Genomic DNA, 20,981 nt, shown 5'->3' on the forward strand with positions numbered 1-20,981 from the left:
GCACATGAAAGCAAAGACTCCCGCCGATCTCACGATCACGCCGCGCGATCGCCGTTTCGGGCGCGGCGCCGGGCAGGCGCGCTGGTGGATGGGTGGCGATCCGGTCGCCACCGCGTTCCACAACGCGCTTTCGATCACGTTCCCCAAGGGCGAAGCCTTCTTCATCGAGAGCGTGAAGGCATTCCGCGACGGCGCATCGCCGCGGCTGGCCGAAGAGATCAAGGCGTTCACGCAGCAGGAAGTGATGCACAGCCGCGAACATGTCGCCTTCAACAAGCGTGTCGTCGATGCCGGTTACGATCTCGCGCCGCTGGAGCGGGTGGTTGACGACATGCTGGTGCTGATCAAGCAGCGTTCGGCGATCGTGAACCTGGCGGCGACGATGGCGCTGGAACATTATACCGCGATCCTCGCTTCGCTGATGCTCAAGAACCCGGGCTATTTCGCCGGCGTCGATGCCGAGCAGGCCGAGATGTGGCGCTGGCACGCGATCGAGGAGCTCGAGCATAAGGGCGTCGCCTATGACACCTGGCTGCACGCGACCCGGGACTGGAGCAAATGGCGGCGCTGGAAGCTGAAGTCGCTGATGATGATGCTGGTCACGCTCAATTTCTGGCGCAAGCGCGTCGATGGCGCGGTCGAACTGCTGCGGCAGGACGGGCTGGAGAAGGGCGCGCGGCGCCGGGTTTGGTGGTATCTGCTGGTCAGCCCCGGGCTGTTGCGGCGGATATTCCCGGCCTGGATCGCCTATTTCCTGCCGGGCTTCCATCCATGGAACCATGACGACCGCCATCTGATCGGCAAGGCGGAAACCGCTTACGCGATGGCGCCGGCGTGACTTGATACGAGGGGCGCGTAACTTGGCGCTCGCGAAGGTGCTTGGGACTCGACGGTGTCAAGGAGCGGCCGAAACCAGCCGGCGCATCGACCAAGCGGACGATTTCCTACATTTCAAGCGTCGCGCGCCGCCATCAGCATCGCGCCGATGACGCAGCCGCCGAACAAGGCGCCTTCGAGGCAACCGGTGACGGTCTGGCTGATCAGTCCGAAGCCGTGCTCGCCGAACCAGTCGCCGACAGGATCGAGGCGCAGGCGCGATTCCGGGAAGCTGCGGGCGAGCGAATCGAGACTGCCGGCCATCAAGCGGCCGCCGGTTAGCGGGATGACAATGCCGCCGGCCGCGCCGGCGGCAGCGGCGATGGCGACGCGGCGGCGCAGCGATGCGCGATGGCGATGCGCGAGCCAGCCGCCAAGACCGACCATGCCGCCGAGCATCGCACCCTCAAGCCCACCGGCGAAATCGCCGGGCGTGTGGCCAAGCAGCAGGTTGAACGCGTCGAGCCCGAGCAATTTGACGATGGCGCCGACCGCCATGCCCCCGGCCGCGCCGCCGAGGACGCTCCACTGCCAGGGCTTACCCGAGAAATAGCCGGCAGCGGCGATGCCGAACGCCACCCCCGCGCCGCCCATCAAGGCGACGAGGGTGGTCAGGCAGATCATCACCAGCAGCACCGAGACCGCGCCGACCCCGGATTGCGAGGCGGCCGCGAAACCGTAAATCAGCCCGCCGATCGCGCCGGCCGTGCCCGCGCCGACGGTTCCGGCGGCGCCGAACAGGACGAACCGGCTCCGGGGCGACGGCGCTTTGCCGGTGGTGACAGGTGTGCGCGGCACGGGGGATTCATCGCCGGATGCGACCGGAGCGATGAAGCGATAGCCGTGCTTGGGGATCGTCTCGATGAAGCGGGGATTGCCGGCATCGTCGCCGAGCTGGCGGCGCAGCGTCTTGATGCACTGGGTGAGGGCTTCGTCGGTAACGGGCACGCCGCGCCAGACCTGGTCGTGGAAGCGATCCTTGGTGACGAGCTTGCCAGCCTCGCGGACGAGGAGGGTGAGGGCGTCGAGATAGCGGGCGTTGAGCTCGACGGCGGCGCCATCGCGGGAGAGCTGGCGATCGGCGGGATCGAGCAGGAAATGGTCGAAGCGGTAGCTGCCGGTCATGCGGGAGGTGTTCGGCGGAATGTGGGGCGATGGCAAGAGATACGCTGCTTAACTACCGTCATCCCGGCGAACGCCGGGACCCAGGGGTATTCTGCCGTTACGGCTACCACTCTGGGTCCCGGCGTTCGCCGGGATGACGAAGAATGTGAGGAGCGAGCCCTGGAGATCGGCCCGCTCCCTCACCCCCGCGCATCACGCCGCCATTCGGTGATCCGGGTCTACGCCGCCGCAAGTGTCTCCCTCCGTGAGGTCGAGCACATAGCCGGTCGAGGGCACTTCCACGCCGCGCCCGCGCGAGTAGAGGTGGGTGATGCGGCCGGTCGGGCGGAAGCCCAGCTTGCGCAGCACGCGGCCCGAGGCCGGATTGTCGATATAATGGCCGGCGGTGACGCGGCGCAGGCCGACAGCCTTGGCGGTGCGCAGCACGGCGGCGCCCGCCTCGGTGGCGTAGCCGCGGCCCCAGGCGCTCGGCGTCAGCCAATAGCCGAGCTCGTGCGGCTCTTCCTTGTGCGCGCCGATGCCCATGCCGCCGATCAGACGGATCCGGCCCTCGACATGCTCGAAGATCAGGAATTTGATGTCGGCGACGCTATCGAAGCTTTGGACGAAGGTTTCCGCAGCTTCGATGGGGTAGGGCCAGGGCGCGCGGGCGAGGTTGCGCACCACTTCCTCATGCCCGATCGCCGCCGCCAGCAGCGGCGCATCCTCGGCCCAGGCGGGCCGCAACGTCAGTCTCTCCGTCCGCACGAACATGACCATTCTCCTTTGGTCTTGCGGTGCCCCTGCCGCGTCCCTGTGACACGAAGGTTGCACCAGCATTTCGTGGGAGAAATAAAAAAGGGAGCCGGGGTGACCCGTCTCCCTTTTGTGCTGGTCCGTATGCCGGACCCGGGTCACCCTGGTGGGCAACCCGGCTGGTTACCCGATGTTATTCGGCTGCTTCCGCAATCATGTCTACCGAACAGAATTTGCGGCCGAGCTTGCCCTGCTTGAACGACACGCGGCCGTCGGTAAGCGCGAACAGGGTATGGTCCTTGCCCATGCCGACGTTCGTGCCCGGATAGATCTTGGTGCCGCGCTGACGCACGATGATGTTGCCGGCGACGACTGCTTCGCTGCCGAACTTCTTGACGCCGAGGCGACGGCCTGCCGAATCGCGACCGTTGCGCGAAGAGCCGCCTGCTTTCTTATGTGCCATGTCTAACGCTCCTCGACTTACGCTTCAGCGGCCGGGGTCTCGCCCTCGGCTGCAGCGGCCTTCTTCGCCTTCGGCGCGGCCTTCTTCTTCTCTTCCTGGGCACCGATGGCGGTGATCTTCAGGATCGTGTGCTGCTGGCGATGGCCGTTCTTGCGGCGATAGTTATGCCGACGGCGCTTCTTGAAGACGATGACCTTGTCCGCCTTCGCCTGCGCGACGATTTCCGCCGAGACCGTCAGGCCCTCGACCGACTTCAGCTCGCTGCCCTCACCGGCGAGCAGGATGTCGCCCAGCGTAAGGGTCGAACCTGCTTCACCGTCGAGCTTCTCGACGACGATCTTGTCTCCAGCGGCAACGCGATACTGCTTGCCGCCCGTGCGCACGATAGCGAACATGGGTCTCTTCTCTAACAAATACGTGTGCCCGCCAGGGAGACCCCGGCAGGAGGAAGGGCGCAGCTAAGGGAAGAGGTGCTCCATGTCAACCTCGCACCGGTGCGAAACGGCGCGGCTGGGCGGCGACGCTTGAACCGCGAAATCACCGGCTGACACCAAGCTACGTTTAGTTACTTATGTTGCGCGCCTGACACAGTGGCCGAACTTTCCTTGCGTGCCTTGAATGTTTCTCTTTCGTTGCAGTCTGCTGTCTCCATAGTGCGAAATCATAAGGTTAATGCCGAACAGGGAGGCAAGAATGCGCCGATCGATCATCACCACATTGTCCGTCACGGCCTCGATTTTCGCATTTGCCGCTACGGCAAGCGCGCAAACCGCCGCGACGCCCCCGGCGCAGGACGCCGAAGCGACTCAGGATGAGGTTGTCGATCCCGGCAGCACCATCATCGTCACCGGCACGCGCGCGAACAACCGGACCGTCGCCGACAGCGCGGTGCCGATCGATGTGATCTCCTCCGACGCTCTGACCAGCTCGGGTCTCGGCGAGACCAACAAGATCCTCAACAACCTCGTGCCGTCGTTCAACTTCCCGCAGCCTTCGATCACCGACGGCACCGACGTGATCCGTCCGGCCTCGCTGCGCGGCCTCGCGCCAGATCAGACGCTGGTGCTGGTCAACGGCAAGCGCCGCCACGTATCGGCGCTGCTCAACATCAACGGGTCGGTCGGCCGTGGCTCGGCCGCGGTCGATCTCAACACGATCCCGGCGCTGGCGATCGAGCGCATCGAAGTGCTGCGCGACGGTGCCTCGTCGCAATATGGCTCGGACGCGATCGCCGGCGTGATCAACGTCCAGCTGAAGAAGGCCAACCATGGCGGCCGCGCCTCGGTCAGCTACGGCAAGTATGTGACCACGCTGGCGGGCGTACCGAACGTCACCGGGCTGACCGGCAACGCCGCCGCGTTCGATCCCGCCGACGGCCGTATCCTTTCGGGGGTCCGCAGCGGCGAGCGCAAGGCCAATGACGGCGACCTGTGGACGCTCGGCTTCAATATCGGCCTGCCTCTGGGGCAAGAGGGCTATTTCAACGTCACCGCCGAATATCGCGACCGCGACAACACCAATCGCGCCGGTTACGATCTGCGGCCCAATTATAACCGCCCGACCGCGGCTTTCGATGCGCGCGAGCTGACCTTCAACCGGCTCAACTTCCAATATGGCGATCCCAAGACCGAGGACACCAATGTCTTCGTCAACATGGGCTTGCCGCTGGGCATGTTCGAGCTCTACGCGTTCGGCTCCTATTCGAAGCGCGACGGCCTCAGTGCCGCGAACTGGCGTCAATCCTCGTCGGCGAACAACCGCGACTGGTCGGTAATCACGCCGGCGACGACGCCGACTGCGGCCAATTTCGTGCCGCTGCGTGCCGACGGCTTCCTGCCGTTCATCCATTCCGATCTGACCGATTATTCGGTCGCGGTGGGCGTGAAGGGCGATCTGGGCGATTGGTCCACCGATCTGTCGCTGGTCTATGGCAACAACAAGTTCGATTACCGCACCGAGAACAGTCTCAATACCTCCTACGGTCCGGCATCGCAGCGTGACTTCGATTCGGGCGGGCTGCAGTTCGGCCAGCTGACCGCGAACCTCGACGTCAGCCGCGAGTTCGACCTGGGGCTGTCCAAGCCGCTGACCTTCGCGGTGGGTGCCGAATATCGGAACGAGGATTTCAATATTCGTCCGGGCGAGACCCAATCCTATGCGATCGGGCCGTATTTCAGAGCTTCGCAGACGACCACGGCAGGCAATTGCGCCACGGCGGGCGGCGTCTACAATGCCGGCACCAGCGTCTGCTCGTTCCCGGGCCGCGCGGCTTTGGTCGGCGCACAGGGCTTCCCGGGCTTCCCGGCCACCGCCGCGACCGATGTCAGCCGTCACAGCTATGCCGGCTACCTCGAGCTCGACACCGATTTGTTCGACGGCTTCACGGTGACCGCCGCGGGCCGCTACGAGCATTTCTCGGACTTCGGCTCGACGGTGAACGGCAAGCTTGCGGCGCGCTATGAATTCTCGCCGGGCTTCGCGATCCGCGGATCGGTTTCGAACGGCTTCCGCGCGCCGTCGCTCCACCAGCAATATTTCACCACCACCTCGACCAACTTCATCTCGGGCGTGCCGGTGGAAATCAGCACCCAGCCGGTCTCCAGCCCGGTGGCGCGGGCGCTCGGCTCCAAGCCGCTCAAGCCCGAAAAGTCGGTCAACTTCAGCGCAGGCGCGACGCTGAGCCCGTTCCGCGGGTTCAACGTCACCGCCGATTATTACAACATCAAGATCAAGGATCGCATCGTCCTCACCGAGAATCTGGGCGCAGCGGGCAGTGGCTCCGCTTCGGTCAACGCGGCGGTGAAGGCGATCCTCGACGCGAACGGCTTCCAGTCGGTCGGCGCGGCGCGCTTCTTCATCAACGGCCTCGACACCACCACCCAGGGCGTCGACGTGGTCGCGACCTATCGCACCGGCATCACGCCGATCGGCAATTGGTCGCTGTCGGCGGCGTATAACTACAACAAGGCGAAGATCGACAAGCGCATCAACGGCCTGGCCGGCGTCTCCTCGATCCCCGGCCTGATCCTGTTCGGCCGCGTCGAGGGGCTTCGCTTCACCGACGGCCAGCCGCGCGACAAGGTCGTACTCAGCGCCGATGGCAATATCGGCGATTTCGGGATCACCGCGCGCACGACCCGCTACGGCAAGGTTGTCGCACCAGGCGCCGCCGCACCGCTGGCCCCGAACGCGGCCAGCCTGACCGCCTATGGCCCGGACGATCTGTTCCTGTCGCCGAAATGGGTCACCGACCTCGAAGTGCGCTGGACCTTCAAGGAGCACGCGACCTTCGCGATCGGTGCGAACAATCTGTTCGACATCTATCCGGATGCACGCCCCACGGGTAACCGCCCGACCGCGATCGGCGGCCAGTATCCGGTCGATGCCTATTACCAGCCGTACAGCAGCTTCTCGCCGTTCGGCTTCAATGGCCGCTTCCTCTACGGGCGCTTCACCGCGCAGTTCTGAGGCCGGCGGCAACGCAAAAGGAAAGGGGGCCTTCGCGGCCCCCTTTTTTTATCGGGCGAAGACGCAGCCTAGTGCCGGTGCTCGCGGCGCAGGCTGTAGCGGCCCGCGTCATAGCCATCGAACAGCCCCTCGATCGCGGGATGTTCGATCGGATCATCGCTGTCGTCGGCCACCAGATTCTGCTGGCTGACATAGGCGATGTAGCTCGACTCCGAATTCTCGGCGAGCAGATGGTAGAAGGGCTGGTCCTTGCGCGGGCGCACATCCTCGGGGATCGCGGCGTACCATTCCTCGCTGTTGGCGAAGACGGGATCGACATCGAAGATCACGCCGCGGAACTCGAACAGCCGATGCTTGACGACATCGCCGATCGCGAAGCGCGCGGTCGAAACCGGCGGCATCGGGACAGACGCTTCATAGGGAGCGGAGGGCTGGATGGAACGCGGCATGCCTTTAATTTAATGTTTCCGCCGCGCCGCACAAGGACTGCGCTTGCGAGGCGCAAATCATTGCGCTAGGGCGCCCGCTCCATCGACCGGTGTGGCCTGCCAGGCGGCATCTTATGACCTCGCGGAGAGGTGGCAGAGTGGTCGAATGTACCGCACTCGAAATGCGGCGTGCCTTTACGGGTACCGTGGGTTCGAATCCCACCCTCTCCGCCATGGTCCTTTGGGTTGGGGCTTGATGCCTCACCTGGTTCCCCGCTGACCCACGCTAGTTTTCTTGGCGTTCCGGCCTGCCGGCCTGCGCGCGTGGGTTCGAATTCCGCTCGCGCCGCCGATCGCCCTTCATGGCGCGATATTGCCGCCGATAACGCCCACCCATCCACCGATCGGCCTGCAAAACCGCCGATTCTACGCGATAGCCCGATAAATCTAGAAGGCCCGCGTTTAGGCGCCTTTTCTATCCCATTGCGGTTATTGGAATGTACTCCAACATTGGGTACTTATCCCATTCGAGCATGTGTCCACTGTGGTTCCCCGGCGAAGGCCGGGGGCCAGGTGGAGAGGTCGGCGTAACGAAGCGCTGCGCCCGTCAATATCTGTCCGCCAACTGGGCCCCGGCCTTCGCCGGGGAACCGCGCATGTTCGAGCGGGATAAGCACCCAATATTGCCACAAAGCGGTCATTGCGGGCGTGTCGGGGAAGCGACCATGACCGCATACTATTTCTGAAGTCCGATATTGGGAAATGAGCCGTTGAAAACGATCCAAACCGACCGTCTGACCATCAGGAATTTTCGCATGGGGGATGCGGAGGCCTTGTTCGCATACCTGCGAAAGCCATCTGCGAGTTGCTTCTTTTCGCTCAAGCTCGCCGACCTGAAGGCGGCTGAAGCCGAGGTTCTAAAACGCTCTGGCGAAGATGAATATATCGCGGTTTGCCTCAAAGAAACCGGTCAGCTCATAGGCGACCTTTTCGTCCATTCCGATCGCGCTTGGCCAGATGGCCAGGACAATCCTCAGCAGCCCGACACGGTTTCTGTGGGTTGGAATTTCAATCCTCTCTTCAGTGGCCGAGGCTATGCGTTCGAAGCGGCTCACGCCTTGTGCGCTGATTTATTCACGCATCAAGGGATAAGACGCATCTACGCTTATGTGGAGGACCACAACAGCTCGTCTCGGCGGCTCTGCGAAAAGCTTGGTATGAGACAAGAGGGCTTGTTCCTGGAATATGTGACGTTCCAGAACGACAGCGCCGGGAATCCTGTTTACGAGAACACCATGCAATACGCGATCCTGCTGCGTGAGTGGGCCCAACGTTGATCGCCGGAGATGTCGGCTTCAGCATGATCGCAAGCAACAGCCGCCGTTCCGTTCTCCACCCCATCGTAACCGTTCGCTTTTCCTCGATTTAGAGGGGCATGGCGTAAATGTGGTTCTCCGTTTCATCGGCTTGGGGCGGGACGGCCCGTCTCTCAGCTCCGAATGAACAGGCTCTTCAGCCACACCGGACCGGTGCGCGAAGCCTGGCCCCAATCCATGTCTTCGTCGTCGGCGTCGGGGGTATAGCCCCAGGGGTTGAAGGTCTTGACGCGGCCGGCCTTGAACGCCGCGGTGTTGCGCGTGACCAGCGTCAGGCCGTGCTCGAGCGCAGTTGCCGCCAGCAGGCCGTCGCGCGAATCCGGATAAGGGAGCTGGGCGCGGCGGCGGACCACGGCGGCGTCCACGGCCAATATTCGGCCTTCGAACGCCTGCATCACCTGATTGGCGATCCAGCCCTGCAGCGCGATGCCAGCGGGTTTGTCACGCGCCGCGAGGCGGGCAGCGCTGGTTTCGAGTTCCAGCAGGCTGAGCGCGGAGAGGAACTGGCTCTGGCGCGGCACGCCCGCGGCCCAGCCAGTGAGCCCGGCATCGGTGCGTCCGGCGCGGGCCTTGCGCAATTCGAGAACGACACCGGCATCGAGCAGGTACATCAGCGATGCTCCGGCACGCGATCCCAGGCGGCGCCGGAGCGGGCGGCATCGAGCTCCATATCGCCGGCATCGGGCATCGCCAGCAGATCGACCATGCTTTCGCTATGACCGGACAACTGGCGAAAGGCGTCGATGCTCAGCAGCACATGCGTCGGCCGGCCGCGATCGGTCACGAACACCGGTTCGGAGCGCGCGAATCGCTTGGCACTGCTCACATCCTGATTGAATTCGCGGCTGCTGACGATCTTCATTTTGTGCCTATGTACCTAGATTGTCCGCGTTGTCATGTAGACATGTACCTACAATGTTGCAGGCTGGCAACGAAAACAGCCGGGTTCGCGAAAATCCGGGGGCCACCAACTATTTGATGTTGTGCCCGGCTCGCGAACCACGCTCCCTGACACTGCGCACAAGGCGAGATCGCCGGGCGCCGTACGGATTCCGCGTGGGGAGAGGCCTGATGGTATCGGGGTTGGCGAGTGAGGCGTGGCGGGCGCTGGGGGATATACTATCGCCGCACGGACCGGCGGTAAACGCGGTCAAGAGCTATTCGCCGGGCGATTACAGCGTGCATTTCTTCCTGCAACTGGCGGTAATCATCCTGACCTGCCGTGTTGTCGGGTGGTTGGGGCAGAAGCTGCTCGGCCAGCCCCAGGTGGTGGGCGAGATGATCGCCGGCGTGGTACTCGGGCCATCGCTGCTCGGGTTGTTCTTCCCCGATCTCCAGCTGGCGATCTTTCCCAAGGAAACGCGCAACGTGCTGTATGTCGGTGCGCAGCTTGGCGTGGGACTCTACATGTTCATGGTCGGGCTGACGCTCAGGCTCGATCACTTCCAGTCCAAGGCCAAAAGTGCCGCGGCGGTGTCGGCGGCCGGGATCACGGCGCCGTTCCTGCTCGCCGCGCTGATCACGCCCTTCCTGCTGACCGTGCCGGGGCTGTTCACGCCGGGGATCAGCCAGAGCAACGCGACCCTGTTCATGGGCGCGTGCATCGCGCTGACCGCGTTTCCGATGCTGGCGCGGATCATCAACGAGCGCGGGCTCGCCAATTCCTCGCTCGGCACGCTGTCGCTGACCGCGGGCGCGTTCGATGACGCCGCTTCATGGTGCGTGCTGGCGATCGTGCTGGCGACTTTCGGTGCAGGGCCGGGCGTGGCGGTCATCGCGATCGGCGGTGCGGTGCTCTATGCCGGTTTCATGATCCTGGTCGGGCGCAAATGGCTCGCGCCGCTTGGCCGCATGGTCGAAGAGAAGGGCGAGATGAGCACGCAGATGCTCGCCGTGACGATGATGCTGTTCTGCGCCTCGGCCTTCGTCATGGACGCGATCGGCATCCACGCCATCTTCGGCGGCTTCCTGATGGGCGCATGCATGCCGCGCGGGCTGTTCGTCGAGGAACTGAAGAAAAAGGTCGAGCCGCTCGCGGTGGTGCTGCTGCTGCCGATGTTCTTCACCTATTCGGGGCTCAACACCCGGATGGACATGGTCAATTCGGTGTCGCTGCTGGCGATTGCGCTGGGTGTGCTTGCCGCCTCGGTGCTCGCCAAGTTCGGCGCCTGCTGGGCGGCGGCGCGGCTTTCGGGTGAGGACAATCGCACCGCGCTGGGCATTGGCGCGCTGATGAATTCGCGCGGGCTGATGGAGCTGATCATCATCAATATCGGCCTGCAAAAGGGCATTATCGGCCCGACGCTGTTCTCGATGCTGGTGCTGATGGCGATCGTCACCACGGTGATGGCGACCCCGGTGTTCGAGATCGTCTATGGCAAGAAAGCGCGCGAGACCGGCGAACTGGGCGCCGTGCCGGATTCGGATGGCCGCGTGGTTGCGCAGCCGGCCTGAGGGCTTCCTCCTAGCGCCCCGTCCGCGCATCGGGCGGGGCGCATCTTTCTTCCAGGGAGTATGAAATGCGATATGCGCCGGCATTGCTGGCGGGGCTGGCAGCTATCGGCACCGCGCAGGCTCAGGACGTCACCGTGAAGCCCAGTGCCGATGTGCGGCTGCGCTACGAACATGCCGATCAGGGTGGACTGGCCCGCGAGGCCGATGCGCTGACGCTGCGCGTGCGCCCCGGCGTGACGCTCACCAGTGGCGAATGGTCGGTGCTGGTCGAAGGGGAGGGCACGCTCCCGCTGGTCGAGAAGTATAATGACGGGACCAACGGCAAGGTGGCGTACCCGCTGGTCTTGGACCCTGAGAATGTGGAGCTGAACCGCGCCCAGATCCGCTATGCGAGCAAGGACGGTCTCGCCTTCACGGCAGGGCGTCAGCGGATCGAGCTGGCCGACCAGCGCTTCGTCGGCTCGGCAGGATGGCGGCAGAACGAGCAGACCTATGACGCGGTGCGCGTGCAGATCGGCAAGCCGATGGGGCTCAGCGCGGACATCACCTATGCCTGGAACGACCTGACCGTGAATGGCCGCAACGGCACCGGCGCGCGGCAGCGGGCGGTGCGCGGCGACAATATCTTTGCGCTGTTGGGGTACGGGACCAAGGCTGGCACGCTGACCGGTTTCGCCTATCTGGTCGATCAGGATGAAGCGGCGGTGCAGGGGTTTCGGATGTCGAGCCAGACCTGGGGCGTGCGCTTCGCGGGTGCGCAGCCGATCGGCAAGGGCGTGAAGCTCGGCTATGTTGCCAGCTGGGCGCGGCAGAGCGACTATCACCGCAATCCGAACCGGTTTTCCGCCAACTATTGGCTGGGCGAGCTGAGTGTGGCTGCCAAGGGCTTTACCGGTACTGCGGGCTATGAGGTGCTTGGCGCGGATAAGGGCGTGGCGCTGACCAGCGTGCAGACGCCGCTGGCTTCCTATTTCCGGTTCAATGGCTGGGTGGGGAAGTTTGGGACGACGCCGCCGAACGGCCTGCATGATCTGTACGGGGGCGCGACCTATGGCTGGAAGAAGGTGCTGGGGGTGGATGCGGTGACGCTATCCGCCACCTATCACCGCTTCGACAGCGACCGGCTGGGCCAGCATTATGGCGACGAGATAGACCTGTTGGCGAGCGTCAAGCGGGGCCGGGCGACGGTTTCGGCGCGCTATGCGCATTACAAGGCGGGTACGTTCGCGACGGATACCGACAAGGCCTGGCTGCAGCTGGATTGGTCGCTGTGAGCTAAGCTGCGGCGTTGATCTGGGCGATCAGCGCCCTGTGCGCGGGCAGGTCCTGCGTCGCGCGTTCGCCGAAATTGCGGATGCGCTGGAACAGCTTCTCGGCGCCGGCGACATTGGGGAAGTCCTCGCGCCCGGCCGAGAGATCGGTGCGGAATTCCATGCCATAGAGGATATACTGATAGTTGAAGAAGGCGAAGCTCTCGACGTCGAGCGTGAAATCGTAGCGGCTCGGCGGGCGATAACGCCATTCCTCGAGCAACTCGCGCAGCCGTTCGGGGATCGAGGCCGGATCGGCATTCTCGCGCCAGAACGGCTCGCTGCGCTGGCTGAGGCAATAATGCAGCTTGAGGAAATTGACGATGTTGTCGTAGCGCGCGGCGATCAGCTGGTTAAAGCGGCGGGCGGGGGCGTCGATCGGTCCGTTATGCGGGAACAGCTCGGCGATCATGCCGATCGCCGCCTCAATCAGCAGCACGCCGGTGGATTCGAGCGGCTCGACGAAGCCGCCCGAAAGGCCCACCGCGACGCAGTTCCTGACCCATTGCTTCTCGCGATAGCCAGCCTCGAAGGGGATGTGCCGGGTCTGATAGTCCGTCGCGCTCGGGCCGACATAGCTTCGCAATATCTCCTCGGCGCGATCGGCGGAGATATGGTCATCCGAATAGACGCAGCCGATGCCGCGCGCGCCAGCGAGGCCGATATCCCAGGTCCAGCCGGCCTCGTGGGCGGTGGCGATGGTGAAGCTCTCCAGCGGTGCGTCGGGCTGCGCATAAGGTAGCTTGCAGGTGATCGCGGCGTTGGCGAAGAGATGGTCGCGCACCGATTTGAACGGCGACCGTAGCGCGCGGCCGATCAGCTCGGCGCGGAAACCGGTGCAATCGATGTAGAGATCGGCGTTGAGGGCGCCATGTTCGACGGACACCACCTCGGCGATCGCCCCGCCGTCGTCGAGGCCGACATGGCTGACCGTGCCCTGAAGGTGGCGCACGCCCAGCTCGCGGGCGCGCTCGGCGAGGACCTGGGCGAGGCTCGCCGCGTCGAAATGATAGGCGTAGTTGAGCGGGCCGTCGAAATCGCCTTCGTGCGGGCGCTTGGGGGCGCGGCGCGCGTCGGCGACGCGGTTCTGGATCGTCACCGCCTCGGCGAACGGGGGCCGGCTCTTCTCGTCCTGAAGCAGCCAATAGGAGACGAGATTGGCGCCATCGGCGTGGAAGGGTGCTTCGAACGGATGGAAGAAGTGGCTGTGCTCGCCAGATCTGGGCGTGCGCACCCAATCGGTGAAGCGGATGCCCTGCTTGAAGGTCGCGGAGGTCTCGCGGATGAAGCGGCTCTCGTCGATGCCGAGGAACTTGAGCGTTTCGCGGATGGTCGGAAAGGTGCCTTCGCCGACGCCGACAGTGCCAATCTCGGGGGATTCGAGCAGGGTGATCTCGAGCCGCCCGTGATCGGACAGCTCGAGGAAGCGGGCGAGATAGGCGGCGGCGAGCCAGCCGGCCGTGCCGCCGCCGACGATCAGGATGCTGCGTTTGCGCATTGCTCCGACCGTCCGCGGCGCGCTGGCCTTATTTGACCGGCTGCGCGGTGTTGCCGGCGTCGTCGCGGTTGACCTTGGCGGTCATGCCGCTCGCGTCGGCGTCGTCCAGCGTCTGCTCATCGGCAGTGAGCGTGGCGCTCGGCGGGGTGGTGACGCTCGCGGTGTTGTCGATGTGGGTCGCCGGCGGAGCCTCGTCCACCACGTTCGTCACGTCGGCCGGTTCTTCGACCATGTTGGTGACGTTGGTCTCGGCGACCGGCGCGTCGTCGGCCTTGTTGTGGCAGGCGGCGAGGGCGACGCCAGCGGCGGCGAGCAGGGCGATGGTCTTGATCTTCATGGTCTTTATCCTCTTGTCAGCGTGCGGACACCGCGGCGGCGGTAATCGCGGAACGTTTCTCAACCTTTGCCGCGAGCGTCTTGTCCCAGCCATAGGGATCCGCGCGGAAGTTCATCGTGCCGTTCGAATTGGCGAATGCGGTCCAGTACAGCAGATAGACCGCGACCTGATCCTGCGGCTGTAGCTGGACGCGGAGCGTCTTGCCCGTGCTGAGCTCGGCATTGATCGCATCGGGCTGCCACTGCGGATCGTTGCGGAGCAGCAGCTGCGCGAGCGGCCCGGGTTTCTCAAGCCGCACGCAGCCATGGCTGTCCTGCCGCACGAACCGGGCGAAACCGGCCTGGGCCGGCGTGTCGTGGAGATACACGGCATAGGGGTTGTCGAAATCGAACTTGTAGCGGCCGAGCGCGCTGCGCGGGCCGGGCTGCTGCTGCAGGCGGCGGTTCGCGCCGGTGCCGATGATCTTGTAGCCCTGCGCCTTGAGCGCGGCCTCGCCCTTTGGCCACAGCTCCTTCTGGGCGATGCCGGCAGGCACGTTCCACGGCGGATTGAGCACGATCGAATGGATGCGCGACTGCAGCATCGGGGTCTCGTTGCCGGGGCGGCCGGTCACCGCCTTCATCGAGGCGATCGGGGCGTCGCCCTCGAACACGGTCAGCACCGCGGCGGCGATGTTGACCTGTATGCGCTTGGCGGGAAGCTCCGCAGGCAGCCAGCGCCAGCGCTCCATATTGGCCATGATCTGGCGGACACGGTCGCCGGCGGGGACATTCAATGCGGCGAGGGTGCCGCTGGAGACGACACCGGTGGGGTTGAGGCCATAGCGCCGCTGTGCGCGGATCACGGCTTCCTTGAGGGCGGCGTCGAACTTGTCGCCGCCGGCGGAAAGCTGCGAGTCTTCAACGGCGAGGCGCGTGCGCAGCGCCGCGACGCGGGCGCCGCTTGCGCCCATGGCGAGGTCGGGGCCGACAACCTGCTTGGCCCAGCCGCCCGCGGCTTCGATCTTGCGATAATTGGCCAGGCCGGCCTGCAGCGCGTCATAGCCGGAATAAGGTGGCGGCAGCGCGCGCAGCCACTTGTCGAGGCGGTCGCGGTTCACCGCGTCGGCAAAGCCGGGCAGGGGATCATAGGCGGCCGGGCGCAGGCCCCAATCCTGCTGGAAATCCTCAGTGGCGAGCCGGCCGGAATGGACCGCCCGGGCATAATCGAGCGCGGCCCGGACCAGCGCGTCGTTATCGGTGGGCGCGGGCGGGCGAGTGCCATCGTGGCGCAGGCCCTGCGCGAAGCCAGCATCGGCGAGCAACGGCGCGAGCTGCGCGGCCTGGGCTGCGGTCAGCACCGGCAGGGGGGCGGGCGCGGGCACCGCCTGCACCATCGGCGCGGTCTGCGGCGCGGGCGTCACCTGTTGCGCGAATACGGGGGCGCCGATGACGATTGCCGCCACCGCCAGAAGGCCGCCCTTGCGCCAGGCGTGGCTCGTTTTCGCGTCGCTGCTCACTCGTCTTTACTCCCGCTCGCCCGTTTCCCGCGGGCATGCAAACTGACTCGTGTCATTCAATAGGCAAAGCGCGACCGGAGCGCGAGAGACTATTGCAGCTTTTCGTGTCGATGCTTGACATTGGCAACGTTGTCGGCCCAACCTTGGTCCATCAAGCCGTCGCGCGCGACGCGAACGGCGAAATCGCAGGGGAAATGATGGTGGCATCCGCACGTTCGACACAGACGATGGCGGCGTTCGCCGCGGTCACGACCTTATTCTTCGCATGGGGGTTCATCACCTCGCTGGTCGATCCTCTGGTCGCCGCGGTCAAGGGCATCTTCACGCTCACCGACCTGCAGGCGCAGGCCAGCGCGTTCGCGTTCTTCTTCGCCTATTTCGTGGTGTCGTTCCCGGCGGCCGCGCTGGTTTCCAGGATCAGGGCGGTTCCGGCGATCATCACCGCGCTGGTGATGATGATCGCGGGCTGCCTGATCATGCTCGCCGCGGCCAATGCCGCCAATTACTGGCTGGTGCTGGCCGGGCTGTTCGTGCTGGCGAGCGGGATCACCATCCTGCAGGTCGCGGCCAATCCGCTGGCGGCGGCGCTGGGCGACCCGAAACTCAGCCATTTCCGCCTGGTGCTCAGCCAGACCTTCAACTCGGTCGGCACCTTCCTCGGCCCGCTGCTCGGCGCGCACCTGTTCCTGGCGGGTGTCGAAGTGAAGGAAGGCACGGTCGTCACCGAGGCCGTGCGCGAACAGGCGCTGGCTGGGATCGACCAGGCCTATTTCTGGATCTGCGGGTTGATCGCGGCGCTGGCGCTGTTCTTCTGGTTCAGCCGCCGCGTGGTCAACAGTGCCGCGCCGGTCGCGCCCGAAGGCTCGCAACAGGGTTTCGCCGGGCTCGTCTCCTCGGCCTTCTCTTCGAAATGGACGATGCTCGGTGGGCTCGCGATCTTCCTCTATGTCGGCGCCGAAGTCGCGATCGGCACGCAGATGGCGCTGTTCCTCAACGGTGACAGCGTGTGGGGGCATTCCGACGCGCCGTTCGGCGTGCCGCTGCTCGGCACATTGATGGGCAGCGACGGCGTGCCGGGTGTCTCGCTTCAGGAGGCGGGCAAGGCGGTCGCGTTCTATTGGGGCGGGGCGATGATCGGCCGCTTCATCGGTTCCGGCCTGCTGACCATCGTCCGCGCCGACCGGCTGCTGGCGCTGTTCACCGCCGTCGCGGCGGCGATGTGCCTTTATGTGTTCGCGATTGGCGGGGTTACCGGTGGCTTCGTCGCGCTGGCGATCGGTCTGTTCAATTCGATCATGTTCCCGGTGATCTTCACGCTGACGCTCGAGCGCTCGACCGCCAGCGCCGAGGCGACTTCGGGCATGCTTTGCACCGCCATCGTCGGCGGCGCCGTGATGCCGCTGCTGGTCGGCGCGGTGTCGGACGGGCATGGCTATGCCTTCGCGATGATCGTGCCGGCGCTGTGTTACGTGGTGCTGTGCATCTTCGCGGTGGCGGCGGGACGCACGCCGGCGATCCACGCCGAGGGCGAGATCGCTTCGATCCACTGATAAAAGGGGGAGGACCTTGCCGCCGGCTGTCACCGCCGGCGGCAAGGGACTAACTGGTGCGCGTGTTACGCAACCCGGGCCTGTCGCCCGCGCCCAACGGCTGGCCCAAATCCAGTAACGGCAGCGCCCGCGAAAACTTGCGTGCCCGTGCAAGGCAAAGCACGGTAGCCCTGTCGCACCGCCGTATCCGGGAAGCCAGCAATGCCGACTCCGCGCACATTCTCGCCGATCCGCACGGGCTTGATCGGCTATGGCCTGGGCGGCCTCGCATTCCACGCGCCGCTGATCGACGCGGTGCCCGAGCTGGAACTGGCGGCGGTCGCCACTTCACGGACGGATCAGGTGCACGCGCGTTACCCCAGGGTTGCCGTCACCACCGCCGAGACGCTGATCGCCGATCCGGGAATTGCGCTGGTCGCGATCTCTACGCCCAATGACAGCCATCATCCCCTCGCCAGGGCGGCATTGCTGGCCGGCAAGCATGTCGTGATCGACAAGCCGTTCACCAACACCGTTGCCGAGGCCGAGGAACTTGATGCGCTGGCGAAGGAGCGCGGGCTGGTTCTCAGCGTGTTTCACAATCGCCGCTGGGACGGGGATTTCCTGACGGTCCAGAAGCTGCTGGCGAGCGGTGTGCTGGGCGAGGTGGTGAACGCGGAGCTGCGCTGGGACCGCTTCCGTCCCGAAGTCACCGCCGCCTGGCGCGACATACCCGAGGCGGGATCGGGCATTCTTGCCGACCTTGGGCCGCATCTGATCGATCAGGCGCTGCTACTGTTCGGCGTGCCCGAAGCGCTGGGCGCCGATATCGCTGTCCAGCGCATGGACGCGCGTACCGACGACTATTTCGAGATCATTTTCTCTTACGGCAGCCGCCGGGTGACGCTCTCGGCCGGGCGCTTGTTCGCCAGGGCGCGGCCGCGCTTTTCGTTACATGGCACCGAAGCCAGCTTCGTCAAATATGGCCTCGATCCGCAGGAGCCGATGATGAAGGCGGGCGGCAAGCCGGGCGAGCATGTCGAGGATCCCGCGCTCTATGGCGTGATCACGCGCGGGGATGGATCGGAAGAGACGGTGCCGACGCCGAAGGGGGACTATCGCGCTTTCTATTCAGGCGTGGCGCAGGCGATCACGGGCGGCGGCGAGCCGCCGGTCACCGCCGCCGATGCGATCCTCGGGCTGCGTATCATGGATCTCGCCCGGCAGAGTTCGCGCGAGGGGCGGCGGATCGATTTATAGCGGTTCCCGGTGGAGGACCAGGGCGCCGGAATTCGGGCTCGCGAAGGGGAATGCCGGCGTCAGGGCAGGTTGGCCTTGAGCTCGTCGAGCCAGGGCTTGGCGACGCCGTCCGATGGGGCGCGCCAGTCGCCGCGCGGGCTTACCGCTCCGCCCGGCGAGACCTTGGGGCCGTTGGGCAGCGCCGAACGCTTGAACTGGCTGGTCTGGAAGAAGCGGAACAGGAAGGTCTCAAGCCATTTGGCGATAGTCGCCAGATCATAGGCGTGGCGGCCATCCTCGGGGAAGCCGAGCGGCCATTGGCCCGCCTGGGCATCCTGCCACGCGTGCCACGCCAGGAACGCGATCTTGGACGGGCGCAGGCCGTGGCGGATCGTGTAATGCAGGAAGAAATCGTGCAGCTCATAGGGGCCGATGCGGTCCTGCGTGCTCTGCATCTTGCCATCGGCATCGGCGGGGACGAGCTCGGGCGAAATCTCGGTATCGAGGATCGCGCGGATCGTATCGGCGGCTTGACCGGTGAACTGGCCGGTCGCGAGCGTCCAGCGGATCAGATACTGGATCAGCGTCTTGGGCACGCCGGCGTTGACGCCGTAATGGCTCATATGATCGCCGACGCCATAGGTGCACCAGCCAAGCGCGAGTTCGGAAAGATCGCCGGTGCCGAGGACGAAGCCCTCGTGCTGGTTGGCGAGGCGGAACAGATAATCGGTGCGCAGACCCGCCTGAACGTTCTCGAAGGTGACGTCGTAGACCTTTTCTCCGCGTGCGAAGGGGTGGCCCATGTCGGCGAGCATCTGGCGGGCGGCGGGGGTGATGTCGATTTCCGCGCCGGTGACGCCGAGCGCGTCCATCAGCTTCCAGGCGTTGGATCTGGTGGCATCGCCGGTGGCGAAGCCGGGCATGGTGTAGCCGAGAATGTCGGTGCGCGGGCGGCCGAGCCGGTCCATCGCCCGGGCGGCGACGATCAGCGCATGGGTGGAATCGAGCCCACCCGAGACGCCGATGACGATATGCTTCGTGCCGGTCGAGACGATGCGCTTGCGCAGCCCCTCGACCTGGATGTTGAAGGCCTCATAGCAATCCGCCTCAAGCTTCTCCGGCGTATTGGGCACGAACGGGAAGCGGCGCAGTGCGCGGATCAGCCCGCGGTCGGCGAAATCGGGCTGGTGGTCGAAGCGTATCCGGCGGAAGCGCGTCTCGGGATGGCCGTTGGCGGCGGCGCAATCGTTGAACGTGCCCATCCGCGCGCGTTCCAGACGAAGCCGTTCGAGATCGAGATCGGCATATTCGATCTCCGTGACGAGGTCGAAGCGGTCGCTGGCCGCCAGCAATTCGCCCAGCTCATAGATCAGTCCTTCGCCGTCCCAGGCCAGATCGGTCGTACTCTCGCCCGGACCCGATGCCGAATAGACATAGGCGGCGACGGCACGCGCCGATTGCGCCGCGCACAGCATCCGCCGCTCGCGGCTCTTGCCGATGACGATATTGGAGGCGGAAAGGTTGCACAGCACCAGCGCCCCGGCGAGCGCGCCCTGGGTGGAGGGGGGCAGGGGCGCCCAATAATCCTCGCAAATCTCGATATGGAAGACGAAGTCGTCGAGGTCGCCAGCGGCGAAGATCAGGTCTGCGCCGAAGGGGGCGGTCTGCCCGGCGACAGTGATCTCAAGCCCGGCCAGCCCGGCGCCGCTCGCGAACCAGCGCTTCTCATAATATTCGCGGTAATTGGGCAAATAGGTCTTGGGCACCACGCCGAGGATGCGGCCGCGAGCGATGGCGAGCGCGCAATTATAGATACGGCCGTTGCGGCGCAGCGCGGCGCCGACCAGCAGCACCGGTTTGAGATCCGTGCTCGCCGCGACGATCGCCGCGACGCCCGCTTCGGTGGCGTCGAGGATCGCGCCCTGCAGATGCAGGTCATCGATGGCGTAAGAAGTGACGTTGAGCTCGGGGAAGACCAGCAGGTCGGCGCCTTCGGCATCGCCTTGCCTTACCAGGGCGATGGTCGCTTCGGCATTGGCGGCGGGATCGCCCGCGGTCGCGATCGGCGTGCAAACGCCGGCGCGGATCATTCCCTGGCGGTGGAGCGAATAAAAGGGATGGGTCACAGCGCCTCGTCCAGCATTTCCAGCGCCTCGCGCATGCATTCGATGCGCACCGGACCGCGCCCGATATCGCCGAAATGTCTCTCGCGGTGCCGGGTCGCACCCCGTTCGCTGGCACAGGCGAAATGGACCAACCCCGGCTCATCCTCCGGCGCCCCCTGCCCGGCAAAGCCCGTCACCGATACCGCGACTTGCGCCATGCTCTTGCGCAGCGCACCCTCGGCCATCGCCCGCGCCACCGCCTCGCTGACCGGCCCGGCGCTTTCGATCAGTTGTGGATCGATTCCCAGCATCGCCGCCTTGGCCTCGTTGGAATAGACGACAAACCCGCGCTCGAACGCGTGCGCCGCGCCCTCGACATCGGTGAGCAGCGAGGCGAGCAGCCCGCCGGTGCAGCTTTCGGCGGTGGCGAGACGCAACTTGCGGCGGCAGGCGCGCTCAAGCACGATGCGCGCCGCCGCATCGACGGAATCGGGCAGTACGGGCGATAGCGTTTCGCTCATGCAACACCCTCTAGGCCCT

19 protein-coding genes and 1 tRNA gene are annotated in these 20,981 nt (G+C 65.3%); 8 read left to right on the top strand and 12 right to left on the bottom strand.

What is annotated here, in order from left to right:
• The first annotated feature begins 4 nt into the window (after positions 1-4).
• Positions 5-838 (top strand): metal-dependent hydrolase, encoded by an 834-nt coding sequence (locus KF730_RS06755; protein WP_294093232.1) that lies wholly within the window; start codon positions 5-7, stop codon positions 836-838.
• Between the two features lie 113 nt (positions 839-951).
• Here KF730_RS06755 and KF730_RS06760 read toward each other — a convergent pair whose 3' ends face one another.
• The 4 genes from KF730_RS06760 to rplU form a co-directional block, all read right to left on the bottom strand.
• Positions 952-2,001, bottom strand: a complete 1,050-nt coding sequence (locus KF730_RS06760) for a transcriptional regulator (RefSeq protein ID WP_294093233.1) — start codon at positions 1,999-2,001, stop codon at positions 952-954.
• A gap of 192 nt (positions 2,002-2,193) precedes the next feature.
• Positions 2,194-2,754, bottom strand: coding sequence for a GNAT family N-acetyltransferase (locus KF730_RS06765; RefSeq protein ID WP_294093234.1), 561 nt, complete (start codon positions 2,752-2,754; stop codon positions 2,194-2,196).
• A gap of 175 nt (positions 2,755-2,929) precedes the next feature.
• Complete coding sequence (gene rpmA, locus KF730_RS06770) at positions 2,930-3,199, bottom strand: 50S ribosomal protein L27 (RefSeq protein ID WP_294093236.1); 270 nt, start codon at positions 3,197-3,199, stop codon at positions 2,930-2,932.
• A gap of 17 nt (positions 3,200-3,216) precedes the next feature.
• Positions 3,217-3,594, bottom strand: coding sequence for a 50S ribosomal protein L21 (gene rplU / locus KF730_RS06775; RefSeq protein WP_294093238.1), 378 nt, complete (start codon positions 3,592-3,594; stop codon positions 3,217-3,219).
• A 298-nt stretch (positions 3,595-3,892) separates the two neighbouring features.
• Here rplU and KF730_RS06780 point away from each other — a divergent pair, with 298 nt between their 5' ends.
• Positions 3,893-6,667 (top strand): TonB-dependent receptor, encoded by a 2,775-nt coding sequence (locus KF730_RS06780; protein ID WP_294093240.1) that lies wholly within the window; start codon positions 3,893-3,895, stop codon positions 6,665-6,667.
• Positions 6,668-6,735: 68 nt separating this feature from the next.
• Here the strand turns inward: KF730_RS06780 and hspQ are convergent, their stop codons facing one another.
• The gene (gene hspQ / locus KF730_RS06785) at positions 6,736-7,116 is read right to left on the bottom strand and encodes a heat shock protein HspQ (RefSeq protein WP_294093242.1); all 381 of its coding nucleotides are present in this window, start codon (positions 7,114-7,116) and stop codon (positions 6,736-6,738) included.
• 123 nt (positions 7,117-7,239) lie between these two features.
• Between hspQ and KF730_RS06790 the strand changes: the two genes are divergently transcribed.
• Positions 7,240-7,329, top strand: a tRNA-Ser gene (locus KF730_RS06790).
• 536 nt (positions 7,330-7,865) lie between these two features.
• Complete coding sequence (locus tag KF730_RS06795) at positions 7,866-8,432, top strand: GNAT family protein (protein WP_294093243.1); 567 nt, start codon at positions 7,866-7,868, stop codon at positions 8,430-8,432.
• Positions 8,433-8,584: 152 nt separating this feature from the next.
• Here KF730_RS06795 and KF730_RS06800 read toward each other — a convergent pair whose 3' ends face one another.
• Together KF730_RS06800 and KF730_RS06805 are read right to left on the bottom strand one after the other, a co-directional pair.
• On the bottom strand, positions 8,585-9,082 hold the full coding sequence (locus tag KF730_RS06800; protein ID WP_294093245.1) for a PIN domain-containing protein: 498 nt from the start codon (positions 9,080-9,082) through the stop codon (positions 8,585-8,587).
• Entirely contained in the window at positions 9,082-9,333 is a 252-nt protein-coding gene (locus tag KF730_RS06805) for a type II toxin-antitoxin system Phd/YefM family antitoxin (protein WP_294093247.1), read from the bottom strand. The genes KF730_RS06800 and KF730_RS06805 overlap by 1 nt, the downstream gene beginning before the upstream one ends.
• Before the next feature lie 209 nt (positions 9,334-9,542).
• On the opposite strand from KF730_RS06805, the gene KF730_RS06810 reads away from it, so the two are divergent.
• Positions 9,543-10,925 carry a cation:proton antiporter gene (locus tag KF730_RS06810; RefSeq protein ID WP_294093249.1) on the top strand — a complete coding sequence of 461 codons (1,383 nt, stop codon included), beginning with the start codon at positions 9,543-9,545 and terminating at the stop codon, positions 10,923-10,925.
• Positions 10,926-10,990: 65 nt separating this feature from the next.
• Positions 10,991-12,199 carry an alginate export family protein gene (locus KF730_RS06815; protein WP_294093251.1) on the top strand — a complete coding sequence of 403 codons (1,209 nt, stop codon included), beginning with the start codon at positions 10,991-10,993 and terminating at the stop codon, positions 12,197-12,199.
• A gap of 1 nt (position 12,200) precedes the next feature.
• Here KF730_RS06815 and KF730_RS06820 read toward each other — a convergent pair whose 3' ends face one another.
• The 3 genes from KF730_RS06820 to KF730_RS06830 are packed head-to-tail and all read right to left on the bottom strand — an operon-like array spanning position 12,201 to position 15,568.
• Positions 12,201-13,733, bottom strand: coding sequence for a tryptophan halogenase family protein (locus KF730_RS06820; RefSeq protein WP_294093253.1), 1,533 nt, complete (start codon positions 13,731-13,733; stop codon positions 12,201-12,203).
• A gap of 28 nt (positions 13,734-13,761) precedes the next feature.
• Positions 13,762-14,070: a hypothetical protein gene (locus KF730_RS06825; protein WP_294093255.1), complete on the bottom strand. Its 309-nt coding sequence runs from the start codon at positions 14,068-14,070 to the stop codon at positions 13,762-13,764.
• A 16-nt stretch (positions 14,071-14,086) separates the two neighbouring features.
• Positions 14,087-15,568, bottom strand: a complete 1,482-nt coding sequence (locus KF730_RS06830) for a L,D-transpeptidase family protein (protein WP_294093258.1) — start codon at positions 15,566-15,568, stop codon at positions 14,087-14,089.
• 197 nt (positions 15,569-15,765) lie between these two features.
• On the opposite strand from KF730_RS06830, the gene KF730_RS06835 reads away from it, so the two are divergent.
• The gene (locus KF730_RS06835) at positions 15,766-17,118 is read left to right on the top strand and encodes an MFS transporter (RefSeq protein WP_294093260.1); all 1,353 of its coding nucleotides are present in this window, start codon (positions 15,766-15,768) and stop codon (positions 17,116-17,118) included.
• A 201-nt stretch (positions 17,119-17,319) separates the two neighbouring features.
• A complete protein-coding gene (locus tag KF730_RS06840) occupies positions 17,320-18,357 on the top strand; it encodes an oxidoreductase (protein ID WP_294093261.1) in 1,038 nt (345 codons plus the stop codon).
• A gap of 59 nt (positions 18,358-18,416) precedes the next feature.
• On the opposite strand, the gene KF730_RS06845 is transcribed toward KF730_RS06840, so the two are convergent.
• Complete coding sequence (locus KF730_RS06845; protein WP_294093262.1) at positions 18,417-20,462, bottom strand: NAD(+) synthase; 2,046 nt, start codon at positions 20,460-20,462, stop codon at positions 18,417-18,419.
• Positions 20,459-20,962: a CinA family protein gene (locus tag KF730_RS06850; protein ID WP_294093264.1), complete on the bottom strand. Its 504-nt coding sequence runs from the start codon at positions 20,960-20,962 to the stop codon at positions 20,459-20,461. Before KF730_RS06850 ends, KF730_RS06845 begins: the two co-directional genes overlap by 4 nt.
• Positions 20,963-20,981: the final 19 nt, after the last annotated feature.

The sequence above is a fragment of the Sphingomonas sp. genome, assembly GCF_019635515.1.
Classification (GTDB): domain Bacteria; phylum Pseudomonadota; class Alphaproteobacteria; order Sphingomonadales; family Sphingomonadaceae; genus Sphingomonas.

Coding starts and splice junctions, on each gene's coding strand:
- KF730_RS06805 (WP_294093247.1), bottom strand. CDS start 9,333: ATGAAGATCGTCAGCAGCCGCGAATTCAATCAGGATGTGAGCAGTGCC.
- KF730_RS06815 (WP_294093251.1), top strand. CDS start 10,991: ATGCGATATGCGCCGGCATTGCTGGCGGGGCTGGCAGCTATCGGCACC.
- KF730_RS06820 (WP_294093253.1), bottom strand. CDS start 13,733: ATGCGCAAACGCAGCATCCTGATCGTCGGCGGCGGCACGGCCGGCTGG.
- KF730_RS06800 (WP_294093245.1), bottom strand. CDS start 9,082: ATGTACCTGCTCGATGCCGGTGTCGTTCTCGAATTGCGCAAGGCCCGC.
- KF730_RS06810 (WP_294093249.1), top strand. CDS start 9,543: ATGGTATCGGGGTTGGCGAGTGAGGCGTGGCGGGCGCTGGGGGATATA.
- KF730_RS06755 (WP_294093232.1), top strand. CDS start 5: ATGAAAGCAAAGACTCCCGCCGATCTCACGATCACGCCGCGCGATCGC.
- KF730_RS06760 (WP_294093233.1), bottom strand. CDS start 2,001: ATGACCGGCAGCTACCGCTTCGACCATTTCCTGCTCGATCCCGCCGAT.
- KF730_RS06765 (WP_294093234.1), bottom strand. CDS start 2,754: ATGTTCGTGCGGACGGAGAGACTGACGTTGCGGCCCGCCTGGGCCGAG.
- hspQ (WP_294093242.1), bottom strand. CDS start 7,116: ATGCCGCGTTCCATCCAGCCCTCCGCTCCCTATGAAGCGTCTGTCCCG.
- rpmA (WP_294093236.1), bottom strand. CDS start 3,199: ATGGCACATAAGAAAGCAGGCGGCTCTTCGCGCAACGGTCGCGATTCG.
- KF730_RS06825 (WP_294093255.1), bottom strand. CDS start 14,070: ATGAAGATCAAGACCATCGCCCTGCTCGCCGCCGCTGGCGTCGCCCTC.
- KF730_RS06835 (WP_294093260.1), top strand. CDS start 15,766: ATGGTGGCATCCGCACGTTCGACACAGACGATGGCGGCGTTCGCCGCG.
- KF730_RS06850 (WP_294093264.1), bottom strand. CDS start 20,962: ATGAGCGAAACGCTATCGCCCGTACTGCCCGATTCCGTCGATGCGGCG.
- KF730_RS06780 (WP_294093240.1), top strand. CDS start 3,893: ATGCGCCGATCGATCATCACCACATTGTCCGTCACGGCCTCGATTTTC.
- rplU (WP_294093238.1), bottom strand. CDS start 3,594: ATGTTCGCTATCGTGCGCACGGGCGGCAAGCAGTATCGCGTTGCCGCT.
- KF730_RS06840 (WP_294093261.1), top strand. CDS start 17,320: ATGCCGACTCCGCGCACATTCTCGCCGATCCGCACGGGCTTGATCGGC.